This window comes from Pedobacter sp. 05T44 (genome assembly GCF_056395985.1).
In genome coordinates this window covers 204,466-217,240 of the sequence record NZ_JBFTKO010000004.1, presented here as the reverse complement: position 1 = coordinate 217,240, position 12,775 = coordinate 204,466, and the positions used below count along the sequence as shown (strand labels likewise).

Annotated in this window: 15 protein-coding genes; 7 read left to right on the top strand and 8 right to left on the bottom strand. The window is 36.3% G+C overall.

The features are described from left to right. Positions 1–265: 265 nt before the first annotated feature. Positions 266–1,402, top strand: coding sequence for a helix-turn-helix domain-containing protein (locus tag AC1DDK_RS09620; protein ID WP_337714956.1), 1,137 nt, complete (start codon positions 266–268; stop codon positions 1,400–1,402). Positions 1,403–1,527: 125 nt separating this feature from the next. Beyond that, the gene (locus tag AC1DDK_RS09615) at positions 1,528–2,220 is read left to right on the top strand and encodes a DUF2306 domain-containing protein (RefSeq protein WP_337714954.1); all 693 of its coding nucleotides are present in this window, start codon (positions 1,528–1,530) and stop codon (positions 2,218–2,220) included. A 134-nt stretch (positions 2,221–2,354) separates the two neighbouring features. Here AC1DDK_RS09615 and AC1DDK_RS09610 read toward each other — a convergent pair whose 3' ends face one another. The 6 genes from AC1DDK_RS09610 to AC1DDK_RS09585 all read right to left on the bottom strand — a co-directional run bounded on the left by AC1DDK_RS09610 (position 2,355) and on the right by AC1DDK_RS09585 (position 7,678). Continuing rightward, entirely contained in the window at positions 2,355–2,909 is a 555-nt protein-coding gene (locus AC1DDK_RS09610) for a hypothetical protein (protein ID WP_172663422.1), read from the bottom strand. Between the two features lie 483 nt (positions 2,910–3,392). Then, the gene (locus AC1DDK_RS09605) at positions 3,393–3,770 is read right to left on the bottom strand and encodes a DoxX family protein (protein WP_337714952.1); all 378 of its coding nucleotides are present in this window, start codon (positions 3,768–3,770) and stop codon (positions 3,393–3,395) included. A 68-nt stretch (positions 3,771–3,838) separates the two neighbouring features. Next, positions 3,839–5,104, bottom strand: coding sequence for an RNA polymerase sigma factor (locus AC1DDK_RS09600; RefSeq protein WP_216854501.1), 1,266 nt, complete (start codon positions 5,102–5,104; stop codon positions 3,839–3,841). Next, entirely contained in the window at positions 5,104–5,445 is a 342-nt protein-coding gene (locus AC1DDK_RS09595) for a YciI family protein (RefSeq protein WP_172663420.1), read from the bottom strand. The genes AC1DDK_RS09600 and AC1DDK_RS09595 overlap by 1 nt, the downstream gene beginning before the upstream one ends. 812 nt (positions 5,446–6,257) lie before the next feature. Continuing rightward, positions 6,258–6,740: a hypothetical protein gene (locus AC1DDK_RS09590; RefSeq protein ID WP_172663419.1), complete on the bottom strand. Its 483-nt coding sequence runs from the start codon at positions 6,738–6,740 to the stop codon at positions 6,258–6,260. A gap of 173 nt (positions 6,741–6,913) precedes the next feature. After that, the gene (locus AC1DDK_RS09585; RefSeq protein WP_337714950.1) at positions 6,914–7,678 is read right to left on the bottom strand and encodes a hypothetical protein; all 765 of its coding nucleotides are present in this window, start codon (positions 7,676–7,678) and stop codon (positions 6,914–6,916) included. Between the two features lie 317 nt (positions 7,679–7,995). On the opposite strand from AC1DDK_RS09585, the gene AC1DDK_RS09580 reads away from it, so the two are divergent. Both AC1DDK_RS09580 and AC1DDK_RS09575 read left to right on the top strand, forming a co-directional pair. Next, positions 7,996–8,565 carry a peroxiredoxin family protein gene (locus tag AC1DDK_RS09580; protein WP_172663417.1) on the top strand — a complete coding sequence of 190 codons (570 nt, stop codon included), beginning with the start codon at positions 7,996–7,998 and terminating at the stop codon, positions 8,563–8,565. Positions 8,566–8,602: 37 nt separating this feature from the next. Further along, the gene (locus AC1DDK_RS09575; protein ID WP_337714948.1) at positions 8,603–9,406 is read left to right on the top strand and encodes a hypothetical protein; all 804 of its coding nucleotides are present in this window, start codon (positions 8,603–8,605) and stop codon (positions 9,404–9,406) included. A gap of 108 nt (positions 9,407–9,514) precedes the next feature. Here AC1DDK_RS09575 and AC1DDK_RS09570 read toward each other — a convergent pair whose 3' ends face one another. After that, complete coding sequence (locus AC1DDK_RS09570) at positions 9,515–9,925, bottom strand: VOC family protein (protein WP_337714946.1); 411 nt, start codon at positions 9,923–9,925, stop codon at positions 9,515–9,517. A gap of 415 nt (positions 9,926–10,340) precedes the next feature. Here AC1DDK_RS09570 and AC1DDK_RS09565 point away from each other — a divergent pair, with 415 nt between their 5' ends. From AC1DDK_RS09565 to AC1DDK_RS09555, 3 genes are read left to right on the top strand one after another with little or no spacing between them, the layout of a single operon-like run. After that, entirely contained in the window at positions 10,341–10,469 is a 129-nt protein-coding gene (locus AC1DDK_RS09565; RefSeq protein ID WP_337714944.1) for a hypothetical protein, read from the top strand. Positions 10,470–10,476: 7 nt separating this feature from the next. Continuing rightward, on the top strand, positions 10,477–11,070 hold the full coding sequence (locus tag AC1DDK_RS09560; protein ID WP_337714943.1) for a hypothetical protein: 594 nt from the start codon (positions 10,477–10,479) through the stop codon (positions 11,068–11,070). Positions 11,071–11,090: 20 nt separating this feature from the next. Then, positions 11,091–11,663 carry a hypothetical protein gene (locus AC1DDK_RS09555; RefSeq protein WP_172663413.1) on the top strand — a complete coding sequence of 191 codons (573 nt, stop codon included), beginning with the start codon at positions 11,091–11,093 and terminating at the stop codon, positions 11,661–11,663. A 134-nt stretch (positions 11,664–11,797) separates the two neighbouring features. On the opposite strand, the gene AC1DDK_RS09550 is transcribed toward AC1DDK_RS09555, so the two are convergent. After that, positions 11,798–12,640 carry a hypothetical protein gene (locus tag AC1DDK_RS09550; protein WP_172663412.1) on the bottom strand — a complete coding sequence of 281 codons (843 nt, stop codon included), beginning with the start codon at positions 12,638–12,640 and terminating at the stop codon, positions 11,798–11,800. Positions 12,641–12,775: the final 135 nt, after the last annotated feature.

Below are 12,775 nucleotides of genomic sequence, written 5' to 3'. Positions count from 1 at the left end.
TGCTGCGCTATACTAAATCAACGTCAAGATGTCATGCGGGACCAGCTGGTGAACGGAAACCCATTCTGCAGCTTTTAAAATATCAAATTCCTCCTTGTGTTTTATGAAATCATATAAAGGGGTGCTGTCCAAACCATCGCTTTTTATTCTAATTGCATGGGTGCCTAACAATGAATGAATTAACTATTTGAATGATTAGATAAGAGAGATGATAATTCAAAATCTACCGTTTTCTTTTATATTTAGCCCATACTTAGTATAGGCCATGATACATATTGTTGGAGTTGTCATTTCTTTATTTCTTTCCATACTGCTTTTTACAAAAAAAGGTAAATCTAGGGCAGATTTGGTATTGGCCTTCTGGCTATTTTTGATCTCTATTCACCTGCTTTGCTATTACTTAATTGCATCAGATAAATTTCTGGAATATCCGTACTTTTTGGGTCTTGAGATTCCCATGCCACTGCTTCATGGCCCATTTTTGTATTTGTATGCTACTTTGTTAACTGGAAAGAAGATCGGGAAATTGTACTGTTCTTTTCATTTTCTTCCTGCAGTGTTAGCATATATTGCTTTGTCGAAGTTCTTTTTGTTGGCCACAGGCGAGAAGATATTTATTTACGAAAACAATGGCATTGGTTATTTGGGCTTATTAAAAATCGTCCATTTCGCAATTTTACCTTCTGGTATTGCTTATATCATAATGTCGCTTTATCTGATAGAAGGACACCGCAAAAATATTTCAAACCTCGTTTCTCATCTGGAAAAGATCAATCTGAACTGGTTAAGAAATCTGATGATCGGCATGTCCCTGATCTGGTTATCTATTCTCTTGGGCAATGACATCTCTACCTTTACGTTAGTAGACCTGTTTATTTTGTCTATTGGCTATTTTGGCATCAAACAAGTTGGGATTTTCAACAATAACGTCATTACTTTACCTGCTAACCATTTGGAGATGGGATTATTAGGTGTCATTGAAGATGAATCTTCAATAACTACAAAGGTAAAATATCAAAAATCGACAATGGGGTACACGCTCTTGTCAGAAATACATTTGCAAGTTACGCAGTTAATGCAGCAGGAAAAGTTGTTTAAAGATCCTGAACTGAGCTTGAATGAACTTGCGGAACGACTGAACATCCATCCAAATGCTTTATCTCAGGTAATCAATACACTGGAAGATAAAAACTTCTATGATTATGTCAATGGACTTAGAATTGAAGAATTTAAACTCATTTCGATGCGGCCCGGAAATCATAAATTCACCTTATTAGCTTTAGCATATGAGGTTGGCTTTAATTCTAAAACTTCCTTTAATAGAAACTTCAAAAAGAAGATAGGAGTGTCGCCAACAACCTATTTAAAACAGCAGAAATTAAGTCTGCAAGCTACAATCTAAACAATAATAGGTGCCACCTTACAAAGTGGAACCATTTTTTGCCCGCTAGTGTACATTTTTGTTGCATAATGTTTGGGAAGATGCTGTACCTGCAGCACCCACTAGTTTAAACATAGTACGCTGATATGAAAAAGAAAATCCTGTGGATTTTATTTGGCTTTTTTTCAATTATTATTGGACTTTATCCACTTAAATATTTTTTAATAAATGGAAAGGTTGGAATAATGAATGACAAACCAGAGTGGCTTTTAAACAACCTCGTCTGGTATATTGCTTTTTATATACATATTATTTTTGGAGGGGTTGCATTACTTGTGGGATGGCTCCAGTTTAGCTCAAAACTTAGGTCCAGAAATATCAAAGTACACAGGCTTACTGGAAAAATATATGTTGTTTCGGCTTTATTCAGTTCCCTTTCCGGTTTCTACATAGCGCTTTTTTCGGATGGAGGTTTCTGGGCATCACTTGGATTTAGCTGTTTAGGCATAATCTGGTTTTGTACCACCTTAATAGCATACTTAACCGTCAGGAAACAACAAATCGGAAAACATCAATTACTGATGATCTACAGTTATGCGGCTTGTTTTGCTGCTGTTACACTAAGAATCTGGCTGCCTATTTTGATTTTAGTTATCGGTATCTACGACACGTCCTATATAATTGTAGCCTGGTTGTCGTGGATACCAAATCTGCTCGTTGCCTATTTGATCACAACGAAATTAACTCAAAAAACGATACCTAAGAAAAGTGCGAAATTTCTGGGGAACGGTTTAAGTACAAAATTTTATCCGAATTTTAGTAAAACATTAAAAAAATGAGATCACAGATACATGTAGTAATTTTGCTTTTATTGAGTGCAGTCCGTGCATGGGCTTTAGTGTATTTTCGGCGATAATGATTCTTGGTCACCTTTGGTGAAATAGACAATTTACACCCCTGAGCTGATGTGACCTCAAATCTTATCCCTATACTTTTTTAAAAATTCATTACAATGCATGAGAATTTCATCGGGAGTTCTGTCTAAATTATGGACAGAAAAAATGACGTCTTCATTCCTGGTTTCACTTTCAGCACAGAGCTGATACTGGGCTACCGAATAGGTTGTTGAAGCTGTACCTTCACCTTCGTTTGGATAAGAAGTAAGATACTTATAATGAACTAATAATCTAAATCCAGTGATATTCTGCCATTGAATTAGCTTTTTGCGTTGGAACTGAAATATTTGCAGAAAAGCAAAGCTGTCGTATAAACCTTTGCTGGAGGACAACATCAGCCCCTGCTCTGATATCATAATTGCTGCTTTTAACCGAATCAGTTTGTTTGCAATAAAGTCAACGATCGCAGGAAGTAAAAAGACCATTGCAATAATTCCAAATACAATACGATCATTGTTTCCATGGGCTTCGAACATTGCATAGGAAAACAAGACAACTGGTATCAACGTCACAAATAACCACACAAGACTTCTGTAGGGCTGAGTTGATCTTTTTATAGTTATGGATTCCATATTGATATTTAAAGACGCGTTAATCCTGTGGGCAGAATTGGTGATTTGTTTACTGCAAAACACATTTCTTGTAAAAGGTCATATGATAAAATTACGCATTTTCACTAAATAGTATGTTCTAAAAAGGAAAATGCCTGCTATTCGTGCGATTTGCAGGCTTTTTGTCGGTTCTGATACCTTTTTGGTGCAGAGTGGGGAATTTGTACCTAAGCTTAAAAACCGTCTTGTTTAGTGTCTGAGTGGACCTGGGAAATTCAACTCACCAAATTACTCACCGCCATCTCTGTTTTTATAACTGCAAATGCAATCCTGTAAAATTAGACTTGAAAATGATATCCCTTTTTAAGCGTTCGGTGCTTTAGATGTACAATACTTTCAAAATTACCCCTTTCAAAGCGAAATCGACTGATCAACCTGGCCGTACTAGGAGGTTACATTATACGAATATAGGTGGCCTCCTATCGAATAATCCCGCTTAGCTTCCTATGCTGTCCGGATAGTTTCTTTTTTGGGTAGCTTATAGAGGAGCAAGATAAGTGCCAGGTAGAAGATCAAAGAAAACGCAGGCTGTGCGGCTCCAATAAATCCGTAACCGCTATTACATTTTGCAATAAAAGCAGAGACCATACAGATGCAGAAACCAATATATACCCATTCTTTGATCCTTTGAGGTACCTGGGGTATTAGTAGTACTAAGGCACCGATTAATTTGGCTATGGTCAGTTCTATCCGAAAGTAAGCCGGAAAGCCCAGGCGTCTGGTAAACTCTGCCTGATGTGTCTCGGCATACCATGCAGCGAAGATCATAAAAGCGGACATTAGGCCTGTATATAGCCAATAGTTTAAAGATTTCATTTTCATTTTTTAAGTTTTAAGTGAATCTGGGCTAATGACGATCGGGCAGGCCGGATGGGGACAAGGTCAGGGGGTCAGATGATCTTATTGTGTGTTTTCTTTTTGGTCAACCTTTTAATCTCCTTTATCAAGGTTTTTTTTTCTGTGCCGGATTTTGTCAGATTGATTGCTTGCTGATAATGTTCGATAGCAGTATCAATGTTGCGCTCTGCATGTAAATAGCCCAGCAATGCATGGTAAGAATTGCTATGATTGTCATTTACTTTTTCCGCTTCAGTTATCGCTTTTTCATTGCCATAGACTTTGGCCAACGCGAACAGCCGGTTCAACGCAGTGACAGGTGAATTTTCTATAAGGATGAGCTGATCATATAGCTGTAAAATATGCTCCCATTTTTTTTGGTCCGTTGGTGTGGTGTGCCAATAAGCAATACCCGCTTCCAGGTGATATTTTGTAACTTCAGCCCCGCTACAGGCATGGATTAAATAATAATTGCCCTTTTCTATCAATGCATTGTCCCATAAACTTTTGTCCTGGTCTTCAAAGAGAATGGCTTCTCCCTCAGGATTTGTCCTTGCTTCCAGTCTTGAGCTCTGAAAACACATTAAAGAAAGTAAGGCATAAGTTTGAGCGGTTTTAGTCAGCGGGTTATCGGTCAGCACCAGGGCAAGTCTGGTGGCTTCTGAACAAAGGTCTTTTCTGATCAACTGATTGTTGGTTTTTGAAAAATACCCTTCATTAAAAAGCAGGTATAAGGTTCGCAATACGGTTTCCAGGCGTTGTCTGATTTCTTTTTCATTCAGCTCTTTGATTCGAAAATGGTCTTTTCGAAGCTGGTTTCTCGCCCTTAGCAGGCGTTTCTTGATGGTTTCGGTTTTGGTTAGAAAGGCATTTGCAATTTCTCCCACACTAAAACCACAGAGTATTTGCAAGGCTAAACAGATCTGATTTTCCATTGGATTACCGGGGTTGCATACTGCAAAGATCATGGCTAGCTGGCTATCTGCTATAATTTTAGGATCGAATTCAAAATCTTGCTGGTCTGAAATTGGAGATGCAATGATTTGTTTTTTGACCTGCGATTCAAAAATAGCTGTGTGTTTAAAGTAGTCTTTGAGCTTGTTTTTAGCAACCGTATAAAGCCAGGCCGTTGGGTTTTGCGGTATTCCGTTAATGGGCCAGTTTTCCGAAGCTTTTAAAAAGGTTTCACTAGCAATATCTTCGGCCAGTTCAATATGGGCTAAACCAAAATGACGGCACAATACTGCCGTCATTTTAGCATATTCCTGCCGGAATAGGTGCGGTAAAAGTTCCTCAGACGATTTTACGATGGGCTTCATTAATCACGTTTTAAAACTTCTCTCACTTCAATGTTTCCGCCAATTTTGAAAATGGGATTAGATTTTGCGATTTCTACAGCTTCTTCAATGGTGTCGGTTCTGATCACAATGTAGCCACTTATAAATTCCTTGATTTCGGTATAAGGCCCGTCCGATATCACATTGTTAGGTCTGACTGTTTTGGCACCTGCAAGCGTTGGCAAAAGGGTATTTCCTTTGTCTGCCAGTTTGTTTTGTGAGGCAATGCCGGCAAGCCAGTTCATTCTCTCCTGCATTTGTTCGGGCGAAGGTTTGAAGTCTGTGGTATTGTTTAGTCTGAAAATTAATGCGAACTCTTTCATAATTAATTGTTTTTTCTGCTGATGACGATTGAAATTACAAAAGGAGGACAACAATATATAAGAACTGTCAGGAATTTTGAGATTTTTACCTGGGAAGGAGGGAATTTATTTTTACTGTGGACTATAATGTATTGGGAATCCTTATGTCAGCAGGTCTTTTTAAGGGTTTTTTGATGTTGGAAGGATTTCTTAATCGATTAATCTCTAAGCGGTCTAAATTGGATTTTTCGACCATAATGGTCACTCTTTCCGCATTTAAACTGACAATAATTCAATTATTCAAAATAGAAGTATTCGGCAATTTATAACTTTTGGCTATTTCTTTTACCGATTGATTATGATACATGAATAATAATACCAGTTTTCGTTAAACTCGTCTAAACTGCTCCAGCATCTTTCCTTTCATTTGGAATAGGTTTTATTCCAAAACTGTCAACCTATAGGGGTATGAGACCACAACAATGGCGAATGTACGGGTTGGCAGTATTTTATAAAAGGAGATAGGCCACCGTGGGTAACGGTTAACTTTAAATAACAAATTCGCAAAATTATTTTACCCTATAAAAGGTAGAATTTCATTAAATGGTTTTCCAACAATAATTCCATAACATGAAATCAAAAATAAAACAGCTATAATAATTAAAGCAATAGGTTTGTACGTGAATACCATCCCTTTCTTTTGAGTGTACCTATAGTTGATGTATGTGCCTATTAAGAAAAGACCTGTAAATAAGAGTATAAAATAATTGACCTGCATATAATAATGTTAAATTTATTGATATCGGATAGACCCTATAAACCACAATTTTGTATTATTTTATTTTGTCTATTCGCACTTCAAAAGGGTAAATTGACGCTTTCCCAACTTCAAATGAAACTTCTACCTTATCATTCGTTGTGAGTGGTTTGCCTTCATTGTCATAAAATATCGTTTTATCAGATCCACGTCCCGCATTTTCAGGAACAAAAACGCTGTTATAACCATTTTGTGCCCACTTCATCTCCAGGGGAGTAATCGTTTCTCCCTCATCCCCAGGTGCTGTATTTACATATACTGATTGGGGCCTGTCAACATAAACCGTCATTCCTGCCGAATAATTCAGATAGCCGGTAATAGAGAAACGTTTGCCTTCGTTAGCCTCTTTGTCAGCCAAAATTTTTTGTACTGCCGTCTTTGACGATTCGACTGGCGTTCCTTTTTCACGGTTTTTTCCACTTTCAAAATTTGAGCAGGAGCTCGCTGTTGATAATGCTCCTGCAATTGCTGCCGTTAAAAACAATGTTTTAAATTTCATATGAATTTGTTTTCGTTAAGGATGATGTTATATGGTGTTGCTTTGGTATCGTTTAATGCTCATGAAGTGACACCAAGTCAAAATACAAAAAATATAGTTTATAAGAGAAATAGAAAAGCATTACTGATTATAATGATAATTATCTTCACCTATGTTTGATGAATTCGTTTGCATCAAAACGTTTTTTTCCAAAATTTATATCCCTCCGAATAAATCCCCAGTTCTTCCATTTTTTTAATGTAAGACTTTTCGAACATCGTTAATCTAATTTCTGTGTTGTGTACCGATCTGGATTTTCTATTTCCCTGTGAATCAAAAGAGACCTCCTCTTCTTTTCGATCGTCTTTAAAAAGATAATAATAGAAAAATTCACCTTCCCAATAAGAAGCTTTGGGGTCGTTATCATCAACAGCAACCCGCTTACAGTTTTTACTGAGGTATGCTTTGATCTTATTGAAATCATCTGTATTTTTTGAAGTCTTTCCCACTTCAAGATACATTAAGTTGCCTTTACGGTCTTCTACCATGTCCATTTTAGGAAATGCTACTGTATTTAAAATAGCTATCTTGTCTTTTTCAGGATCATACGCTACCGCGTTGTAACCATAGCCAAATATTTCGGTCGGTTTTTTATCTCTTACCATCCAGTCATTGGTTGGCTCTAAAGACAGGTCTGTGGGGAATCTCCCATCCGTTTTATAATAACCTAAAGTATCTTTTACGAAAAAAGAATTGTCCAAAAGATTTAAGGCTTCTTTCTTTTCCATACGCTTAGGGTCTTTCGAAATGATCTCATTGGTCTTTTTAATCTTGTTTCGATAAAATTCTGAGGCATCAAAATCATTAGATATTTTTGCTAGATCAACAATTTTATTGTCTTGAGAATGGCAAGATGCAAGAATGAATAATGCGAAGAGTATGTGAATTTTATTATTCATAAGCCATCTGATTTTACCAACACCATGTTTTATATCATAATTAGTTTTTACAAATTACACATTTCAGCTGTCAATAAAATCGCATAGTAGAAAAACTTTCCTAAAGCATAATCTGTATGGATATTTCGATCTTCAAATAAAATCTCTATCTTGGATAAAGCTAAATGATAAGCGCGAACAGCGCTTAAAAACCGGTCATTAGTTTGGTCTTATTTGTGATCTTCTCAGTGGATATCAGCCTTTGGTATACAAGCGATCATATTATCGGATTTTAGGGCCCGGTTATTTATTACAGCAGCCACAACTGTCGACCAGAAATGAAAATGAAAGCCCTTTTTATGCCAGTTTTACTCTTCCTTGTTTTGTTAAGTTGCAACGGGCAAAATAAAGAAGAGCGCTTGAAGCAATTCATCGCTGCTAACAAAGCGGACATAGACTTTAATATAGGGAGTAGACCGAAATATTTTTCTGTAAAGACCAGTGATGGGAGTATATTTAACTCTGAAGTAAATAAAGGTAAATATTGGATCGTCTTTGTCTACCAAATAGAGGGACTTAAAAAATCAGAAGGCTATGATATGGTAGCAGATTTAAATGAGACTTTTCAGCGGTTTGGAGACAAATTTCCGATAATTGGCATAGCCGAAGGTTTTTCTGACGATGAGGAGGCAACGCAAAAGCTGTTCAAGGAGTCGAGATTACAATTTAAACAAATTGATAATACTGAAGCGATGAATAAGGAAATCAAGCTGAAGGAAAATGTCGTTTGTACGCCATCTAAGATATTGATTGGGCCTGATGGAAAAGTGATTCTCAATGTATGTGGCGGAAAAACCAAAAGCTTGGATGATGAACTGGAACGGTTAATCATCCAAAACAAGCAGTAGCTTGTCAAGCCCAATTAGGTAGCTTAAATGAATTATTATGAAAAGTAATATATTGACACTTCTGTATTTAAGCCTGCTGTTTTTATTCGGATGTAATCCTTTCCCTAAAAAAGATGCGCATCCAGAGGTTCCGATGATTGGCGATTTGTTGAAAGACAAAACAAAATTCAGGAAGGTTATGGATCTGACCGCTCTAAGCGAAATCATTGTCTTAAAAGATGGCCGGGTGCTGTTGAAGCCTGATAACAGCAACCTTGAATTTAAGATAATCGATGTCGAAAATAAGCTAATTTTTAAAGCTAAATATGATTGGGAGATTCCTTTTTATATTGATGACCACGGCGATCTATATATCAACCAGAAGAAATATTTTCATCCATTGTATAAAAAGATGCAGGAATTTAAAACTGTCGTTTTTCAAGACAGCATTGATAATAAATGGGCAGATTTGAGTCATTTAAGTGATAGCCTGCGGGCAAAAGCTGTTGATGAGTATGAGAAAAACCTTTTAAAGCCTTATGGCTTAGTGCCCTGTGAATACCAGGTGGTAAATACAGAAAGCTGTAATGTTTTTGAGATTAGAAATGACGCCTTAGTTGTAAGGCAAAGTGAGTTGTTTAAAGTCGATTTCCTAAAGCCTAAAAAAGATATCCCAAAATTTGATGATGATCTTTTGATTGCCTGGAGAAATGGTAAATTACCTACGCCCGCTTATCTTTCTTACTACCAGCTTGATGGCTTGAAATTTAAGTGTACGGATATGGCCTATCCAAAAACAATAAGGATTGCGAAAAAAGATTTTCTCTATTCGTCGGATTTTGGCTTATACGAAATTTTATAACTTCTTTCCTGGGTATTGGCGTTACTTTTAGAAAGTAAATCAAAATAGGATCAACACCAGGATTTTATGCAGGTTTCTTGTTTTTTGCATTTCTGTATATCATCATACTTAATTCTCATTGAGGAGCATCCAGGAGGTTCCGAATTTATCGCGGAGCATCGCAAAGCGGTTTGCGAAAGGAGTTTTCTCCATTTTCATAAACACTTCGCCTTCACTGGACAATAAACTATAAATGTGTTCTGCTTCTTCCGCTGTCTCAAGAACTAGTGTTAGGTAAGCACTGCGCATCGGTTCGGCATGAGGGATGTCCGCACCCCTCACGTTAGTGCCGCCTATTTCGATGATTGCATGGAGGATCGGGTTCTTCCATTCTTTCGGAAAATTAGGCGGTGGTAGTTGGTGAGGCACTATCATATGTATTTTTCCCCCTAAATGCTGCTCGTAAAACTGAAATGCTTTCTCACAATGTCCGGGGTAGTTGATATAAATGCCGAGTTTGGTTGAAGGTTGGGTATTCATGACGCAATATTCTGGTTATACAATTGACTAATCTACCTGTAAATATGGTTGTTGCTAGGTAAATTTCCAGGGGGAATTTACGACAAAAAAAGGGTGTGTTTCTACCTTAATTTAGTGAAGACTGGATTTTTAAAGTAGTAATCTTAATGGTGTTTATTAAGTCGCTCTCAAGTGATTAATTCCTGGAATTACTGTTTTTTACGCGGATACTTTGAGAAAACCTGTTGAAACCGGATAGCTATTTAAGGTGTTTCGAATAATAACCCCTTAAATTATATCACGGTTCATAAGACCCATATCTTTAGATTCAGACACGAGGCAGGATGCAAGCCGAGCTATCGCAGAAGCCTCACTGTCGAATCATGCGGAGCTTGAAAAAAATACCTATGTTTATTTATTCTATTAAAAATTTAATATGGCACACGCATTTATTTCTTATAGTCATTCTGCTGCACAGGTAGTTTATCGCTTGGAAGTGCACATGAGCCAGCTCAAGCGAGAAGGCTTGCTGAGTACCTGGTTTGATGAAAAGATAAAAACCTAATCAAAAGATGAAAAAAATATTTTTATTGATTTTTGCACTTGTTCAAATTAGTATCTATTTACATGCACAAAAATTAAAAGGTAATTTTACTTACCCAGTTAGAACTGAAAAAGGCGATTTAAATAGCGATGGTTTAACTGATAAAATTATAGTAACAATGGATACCATTAATAAAACTCAGCCTTTGAGATTACAAATATTTTTTTTAAAACCAAATGGAAAATATTTACTTAACGTATCTACTGAAAAATTAATAGAACCGCAATATCCAAATGGGAAATATTGCGGAAATCAAATACCAAATTTTGATATTAAAGATAACTGCTTGTATATGATTTCTGAAGTCAAAGAAAATCACCTTATTCATAAGTTCAAATTCAATAATGGGAATTTTGAACTACAAAATATATCCTCAGTAGCTTGGGATGGTAAAAATTTAACAACCGAAACCGAATTTAATCTTCTCACAGGAAAAAGAATTGAGATTACAAAAGCACTTGGCTCGGAGAAAATTCTTAAAAAGACGATTAAAAAAAACACTGTAAAACCATTGCCAAAAATAAATACATTCAGCGCTTTTAACAGTAAACTAAATTTATAAACCGAGTATATAACCAAAGAATGAAGATATATCGACTATTACTTTTTATCATCTCGTCCGTTGTTCTTATCGGTTGTGATGGAAGCGGTAAACCCGCTTACAAATACACTAAACAGGAAACCAACCAGTTCTTAGATGAAATTGTAAAAAACGCAAAAGTGACAATCGGAAATATTACAGAAATTGAAAAGCAGCCAACAGATGAATTATATATAGTAACAAGGTATCCTTTATCAAAGGAAAAACTTGATGAGTATAATAAGAATAATCATTCATTAAAAAATAAAGACAACGACATTTCCGATTTTGCCACTTATATATTTAAAGGCTATAACTTGGTAAATGAAAAAAATGAAAAACTACAATTTGTAGATAAGGGTAGAGCTGTCTACTTGCGAGAAGGTGGTCTGTGGGAACACAATAATGTTCTATGTGAAAATCTAGCGATTGATATAGAGCTTAATAAAACTTATGAGAGACTGAAAGGATACATTACCATCGAATTTGAAATGCCCGGAAATATTTTTGGAAGACTTAAACGAGAAGTAAAAATCCCAGTAAACATGACCATTTACGACAAAGTACCTGAATAAAGATTACCGCTAACATCAAACGCATAAACAACCGGATTTAATGATCATTATTGATTGATTCGGTCTATTGAGCTTGTCTAAGGTTGATGGAGTTTTCCAGATACATCCTCGTAGTATCAGCAATAATTTGGTTATTACTTGAACATTCCGCCCCGAAAGGTTAAAACGTTCCTTTTTCCATTAAAAATGGATCCGTTTTTAGTCTCGCTAACCTCCGGATAGCTAATGGTCTTATCTTGAGCGTTATAGATTATTGCTAACTGTGCGGTGAGTTTTTCTTTGCTTTGATCTTCCTTAAGAGTCGCGGAAGCAAATAATTGATTTTTAGACCATTTTCCCAATTTAAACAGGGGTTTGTTGATGCTGAATTCTGAATGATCGATCACTAATGTGTGGCTTACACTATAAGGCTCAGTACCGCTCATTTGCCCATAACCTGTAAGCAGATATGTTTTTTGAGGGGAAGTATTTAAGGTGTATATATGTTGAAAAAAAGGAGTTGGGCTGCCTTCATCGGCTTTATCCTCATAGAGATCATTAAATGAAATCGCAGTTACTGCCTTATTTTCATCTTGGTACTGAACAATATTCTGCACGTGCCACATGGAACCTGAATATGGTGAAAGCCAATAAAATACCCTAAGTTTATGATCGTTGGCACTTAATAGGTTAATCTCATATTTTCTTAGGTTGACAAAATCATCATAAAAGCTAGCAGGCTGCTTTAATGTCTCTATAAGTGCTTTAATGAATATTTTTTCCGCCTCCGTATTTCCATTATTTAAATAACTTTCTCTGGAAGCAACCATATTATCGGCCAGTTTTTCAAGCGTACTTATTTCAGGAGGCTTAGAACTTATCTTATTTTGTTTAACAGAATCAGTGGTATTCGTTTTATCAAGTTGCTTATCACCATGCTTTGCCCCACAGGAAAACAGCAGGAATGCCAGAGAAAATAAGATGTTCGTTGTTTTCATGCTATTGTCTTGAAATATTAATTTAATCCTCTGTTCTGTCTAAATAGCGAAGTTCGGTGATCATCATCAATCATCCTTAATTCCTTGTTAAATGAATTTTTCCCACCCTAATTGTGTCCTTACTTGTATCATATT

Excerpts from the sequence above, each read along its gene's own strand:
- AC1DDK_RS09585 (WP_337714950.1), bottom strand. The coding sequence starts at position 7,678 with ATGAATAATAAAATTCACATACTCTTCGCATTATTCATTCTTGCATCT.
- AC1DDK_RS09610 (WP_172663422.1), bottom strand. The coding sequence starts at position 2,909 with ATGGAATCCATAACTATAAAAAGATCAACTCAGCCCTACAGAAGTCTT.
- AC1DDK_RS09565 (WP_337714944.1), top strand. The coding sequence starts at position 10,341 with ATGGCACACGCATTTATTTCTTATAGTCATTCTGCTGCACAGGTAGTT.
- AC1DDK_RS09620 (WP_337714956.1), top strand. The coding sequence starts at position 266 with ATGATACATATTGTTGGAGTTGTCATTTCTTTATTTCTTTCCATACTG.
- AC1DDK_RS09555 (WP_172663413.1), top strand. The coding sequence starts at position 11,091 with ATGAAGATATATCGACTATTACTTTTTATCATCTCGTCCGTTGTTCTT.
- AC1DDK_RS09570 (WP_337714946.1), bottom strand. The coding sequence starts at position 9,925 with ATGAATACCCAACCTTCAACCAAACTCGGCATTTATATCAACTACCCC.
- AC1DDK_RS09590 (WP_172663419.1), bottom strand. The coding sequence starts at position 6,740 with ATGAAATTTAAAACATTGTTTTTAACGGCAGCAATTGCAGGAGCATTA.
- AC1DDK_RS09600 (WP_216854501.1), bottom strand. The coding sequence starts at position 5,104 with ATGAAGCCCATCGTAAAATCGTCTGAGGAACTTTTACCGCACCTATTC.
- AC1DDK_RS09575 (WP_337714948.1), top strand. The coding sequence starts at position 8,603 with ATGAAAAGTAATATATTGACACTTCTGTATTTAAGCCTGCTGTTTTTA.
- AC1DDK_RS09615 (WP_337714954.1), top strand. The coding sequence starts at position 1,528 with ATGAAAAAGAAAATCCTGTGGATTTTATTTGGCTTTTTTTCAATTATT.
- AC1DDK_RS09595 (WP_172663420.1), bottom strand. The coding sequence starts at position 5,445 with ATGAAAGAGTTCGCATTAATTTTCAGACTAAACAATACCACAGACTTC.
- AC1DDK_RS09580 (WP_172663417.1), top strand. The coding sequence starts at position 7,996 with ATGAAAATGAAAGCCCTTTTTATGCCAGTTTTACTCTTCCTTGTTTTG.
- AC1DDK_RS09560 (WP_337714943.1), top strand. The coding sequence starts at position 10,477 with ATGAAAAAAATATTTTTATTGATTTTTGCACTTGTTCAAATTAGTATC.
- AC1DDK_RS09605 (WP_337714952.1), bottom strand. The coding sequence starts at position 3,770 with ATGAAAATGAAATCTTTAAACTATTGGCTATATACAGGCCTAATGTCC.
- AC1DDK_RS09550 (WP_172663412.1), bottom strand. The coding sequence starts at position 12,640 with ATGAAAACAACGAACATCTTATTTTCTCTGGCATTCCTGCTGTTTTCC.